The organism is Zhongshania sp. (genome assembly GCF_041623545.1).
Classification (GTDB): Bacteria; Pseudomonadota; Gammaproteobacteria; order Pseudomonadales; family Spongiibacteraceae; genus Spongiibacter.
In genome coordinates this window covers 1-4,108 of record NZ_JBFJWS010000284.1, presented here as the reverse complement: position 1 = coordinate 4,108, position 4,108 = coordinate 1, and the positions used below count along the sequence as shown (strand labels likewise).

At 53.0% G+C, this 4,108-nt stretch carries 3 protein-coding genes; 2 read left to right on the top strand and 1 reads right to left on the bottom strand.

The window, feature by feature from the left end; translation table 11 throughout:
* On the bottom strand, positions 1-1,466 hold a 1,466-nt coding region (locus ABYT30_RS16510; RefSeq protein WP_373082160.1), incomplete at its 3' end, for an aldehyde dehydrogenase family protein.
* 458 nt (positions 1,467-1,924) lie between these two features.
* On the opposite strand from ABYT30_RS16510, the gene ABYT30_RS16505 reads away from it, so the two are divergent.
* Both ABYT30_RS16505 and ABYT30_RS16500 read left to right on the top strand, forming a co-directional pair.
* Complete coding sequence (locus ABYT30_RS16505; RefSeq protein WP_373097547.1) at positions 1,925-3,463, top strand: class I adenylate-forming enzyme family protein; 1,539 nt, start codon at positions 1,925-1,927, stop codon at positions 3,461-3,463.
* Positions 3,464-3,517: 54 nt separating this feature from the next.
* A complete protein-coding gene (locus ABYT30_RS16500; protein ID WP_373082158.1) occupies positions 3,518-3,937 on the top strand; it encodes a nuclear transport factor 2 family protein in 420 nt (139 codons plus the stop codon).
* Positions 3,938-4,108 lie beyond the last annotated feature (171 nt).

Genomic DNA, 4,108 nt, shown 5'->3' with positions numbered 1-4,108 from the left:
GCTGGAACGCCAACCCCAATAGCTTTGATTTCGGTGAACTCTTCTATACCCTCTAGACCCCACTCGCGGCCCATACCACTTTGTTTGTAACCACCAAAGGGCAGGTCGCCGGTGATGCCCATGCCGCCATTGACGCTGAGGGCGCCAGCGCGAATAGCATTGGCAACGCGCATTGCACTCTCTGGGCCGCCATATACCGCGCCACCGAGGCCGTAGTCGTTATCGTTGGCGATACGGATGGCATCTTCTTCGTCTTCGAAGGGAATGACCACCAGAACGGGACCAAAGATTTCTTCGCGCGCGATGCGCATATCGTTGGTGCAGTCGACAAAGCAGGTAGGTTCAATGAAGAAACCGTCGCCCATATCTGGACGCAAATTGCCCCCAGCTAATAAGCGAGCGCCTTCGGCCTTGCCAATTTCAACGTAGTCATGAACGCGGCCAAGCTGCTTCTTGGAAATCAGCGGACCCATGATGCAGGATTCGTCGTCGAACTTGCCCCACATCTCCGCGAAGCCACCGTAGGCCATTTCTAGCAGCGTGCAGGCGTGGTCATAGCGGCTTTTGGGGACCAGTAAGCGGGTCGGGTAAGCGCAGCCTTGGCCTGCGTGGAAAACCACCATGGCACTCATGATTTTCATATCAAAGTCTTCGGCGTCTTCCAGTACGACATAGGCTGATTTACCGCCTAGCTCCAAGAACACGCGCTTGAGGGTGTCGGCGCCGTTTTTCATGATCAGCTTGCCAACGGCGGTTGAGCCGGTGAAGGATATTAGGTCAACGCGAGGGTCGGTGGTTAGCATTTCACCGGCCATGGCGGGGTGGCTAGAGGTCACTACGTTGAATACCCCGGCAGGGAGACCGGCTTTAATAGCGAGTTCGCCCATAATCGAACCCATTAACGGCGTGTCTGGCGCGGGCTTTAGGACGACGGTGCAACCGGCGAGCAGCGCGGCAATAACCTTGCCGATATTGACATAAAGGGGCACGTTCCAAGGGGTGATTGCGCCGACCACGCCAGCGGCTTCACGTACCACGTAGCGTTGGGTGTTTGCGCCCATGGTGACTTTGATACCGCGATCTTGTTTCCATTCCAGTTGCTTGTAGCACTCGAGATAATCTTTGGCGCCGTTAAGCGCGCCGTCGACTTGAGCCATTGCCGCAGCGCCAATGGCGGAGCCTGCTTCCAAGCGAGCAATTTTTACCAGCTCGGCGCGAGCCTCGCACAAGGCCTCGACAAATTTAGTTACTTGGGCGTAGCGTTGTTCGTGATTGGTTGGCCAATCTGTGTTATCGAAAGCAGTGCGAGCGCAGCTAATGGCTTGTTCTACGTCGTCTGCGGTTGCATCTGCCGCTTTGCCACAGGGCGCGCCCGTCCACGGGTTGATGTTGTCGTAAAACTGCGTGTTTGCCGATGGGCGCATTTCGCCATTGATGTAAAGCAAGGCATCCTGAAGCGTATCCATTTTTATCTCCTTTAGAGGGTTCGCGGCTATCAACATAACGCGAATTGGGTTTAATACGGTATTACAGACTGTTAACACTCGCCCCGCTGCGGTATGCAATATTGCTGGGCTTGGCGAGGTGGCTACTTGGGTAGTGCATATTTTTTTACCTTGCCCCTCTGGCGTTATTTGTGCCGTGTGATTGGGCGCAGGGTTTACTGTATTTGGGCTGTGACTAACGTGCTCGAAAATGGGCCTAGTATTTGGCTGCGTGAGTAAATATCGCGATTCGAGGTCAGTGAATCATTGCGAATCGCTGCGGGCTTGTCAATTTTAATTAACATTCCGTCAATTATTTTTAGTTAATGTTCGGGCCTATGTCTGTATTTTTGCGCTCGTCTTGGTATTGTTAAGCGGTTGAGCTGTGCACCTTTTCACCATAGCTTTTAAGCCACCTTATTTGTTTGTGAGACCTGTTTGTGAAAAATAATAATGATGGGCACACTGATCTAGCCGCCTCGGAAACTTTCGCGCAATTCATTCGCGGTTTAGCTGTGGCCTATAAGCACTCCGCTGCAGTGTCGATGTTAGCTGGCGACGGCACTGAGCAATCGCTCAGTTTTTTTGAGCTCGAGCGCCAATCCGCTGAACTCGCCAAGGGGCTCATTGCCAAGGGCGTAGGTAAAGGTAGCCGAATTGGCTTTATTTACGCCAACAGCCCCGATTTTGTGGTGATGTTCGCTGCCATCGCTCGTGCTGGCGGTATTGCGATTCCGATTAGTACCTTTATCAAGGCCAATGAATTGGTGCGAGTGCTGCGCCAGTCAGACGTACAGGGGCTTATCACCCAGCGGAGTTTACTCGGCAAGGACTATGTGGCGCGACTGTGCGAGGCGCTGCCAAGTTTGACCGCAAGTACCGGTGGCCCACTGTATTGCCCAGACGCGCCGTATTTACGCTGGGTCGTATCCACCGGCGCCGCGCTCCCCAGTGGCGTGCGAGACATGGCCTGGCTTAAAGACGCCGCGGCGGACGTGAGCGAAGATGTGCTGCTTGCCGTCGAGGCCGAGATACATTCAACCGATCAAGTAATGGAAATCTACACCTCGGGTTCAATGGCACTGCCTAAAGGGGTCAGGCACACCCACGGCGCATTAATGTTCCGAACCCACTATATCGCGCCGAAAGTCAGCACCGAGCGAGACGCTCGTATTGTTGTGCCCATGCCCCTTTTCTGGGTGGGTGGTTTGATGATGTTCCTCATGCCCAATTTACTCGTTGGTGCTACAACCATTTGCACAGAAAGCACTCAGACCAGTAGCCGCATGGCGATGGGCAGTGTATTGGCCGATGATGATTTAAAGGCCATGCCAATACCCAAGACCATTTGGGGGCTGGGGATGACCGAAACCCTAGGCCCCTATTCATTTGCCGATGAGTTTCGCGCGCCGGGCTACCCCTTGTGTGCGCCATTGGATCACATCGCTGACCGCTACGAAGTGCGGGTGGCTGACGAGGGTGGCAATCCAGTTGCTGACGGCGAAGTGGGTGAAATTCAGATCCGTGGCTATGCACTCACGCCAGGTTTACACAAAGTTGAGCGCAGTGCGTATTTTGCTGATGACGGATTCTTTCATACCGGTGATATGGGCCAGCGCGATGGCAAGCGCATTCATTTTGTCGGCCGCAACGGCGACATGATTAAAACCGCCAGTACAAATGTTTCTCCCGCCGAGGTGGAGCTGGAATTACAGCAGTTGCCCGGTGTTCATTCCGCCTATGTGGTCGGGATTCCCGATGCTGAGCGCGGTCAGCTGGTGGTTGCGGCGGTGGTCGCACGCGAAGGCGCTGAACTGAATTTTGAGGTTATTGAAGCGGAATTGAAGAAGCGCCTATCCAGTTTTAAAGTTCCTCGCGCCTACTGTGAAATTCGTCGCGATGAAGTACCAATGTTGCCCAGCAATAAGGTTGCTCGGCGCCAAATCGAAAGCATGATGATTGAAAAGCTCGGGCGCTAATAACATCGCTGCAGTTCAGTTTCTGTAAAATGAATCAAAATTTTGGAGTAAGAAATGGCAAAGATTTCTTTGGAAAATCGTTTGGCAGTGTATGAATTAATCGCGAAATATTCCCACGAAGTAGACAATTATCGCGGCGAAGCTTGGGCAGATTTATTTTTAGATGACGGCAAGTTACTTGGCCCTGCAAATCCCTTTCTGGGGCGGCAGGCCTTTATAAATCAGGCCCGCAGCCTTAAAGAGCGCGGCATACAATATCGCCACGTTATTACCAGTATTTACTTAGACGATGATTCCAATGACGAACAAGCCACCGCGCATGCTTATGGCGTCGTGTCGGAATGGAGTGAGAAACCGGCGAAGATGGACATTTTCGTGAACTACCGTTTCGACGTTGTGAAGCGTGGCGAAAAGTGGAAATTCGCCGTGGTGAACGTGGATATGCCCTATAGCGCTGAAATTTTGCAGGGCTGATGTTCCTCGGTAAGTGGCTTGGTTGGCGAGGGGGGGGACGCCCCTCGATCAATCACTGCCAAAACGGCGGATTAATCGGGAATTAATACCATCATCTTCGAGCTGCCTTGCGACAAGGTAGCCGGGCCCCATCCAGCCACGGTTTATCCAATTGCCGAAACAGAGTTTAGT

What these genes read in the sequence shown, in the direction of transcription:
- ABYT30_RS16500 (WP_373082158.1), top strand. Translation starts at nt 3,518, where the DNA reads ATGGCAAAGATTTCTTTGGAAAATCGTTTGGCAGTGTATGAATTAATC.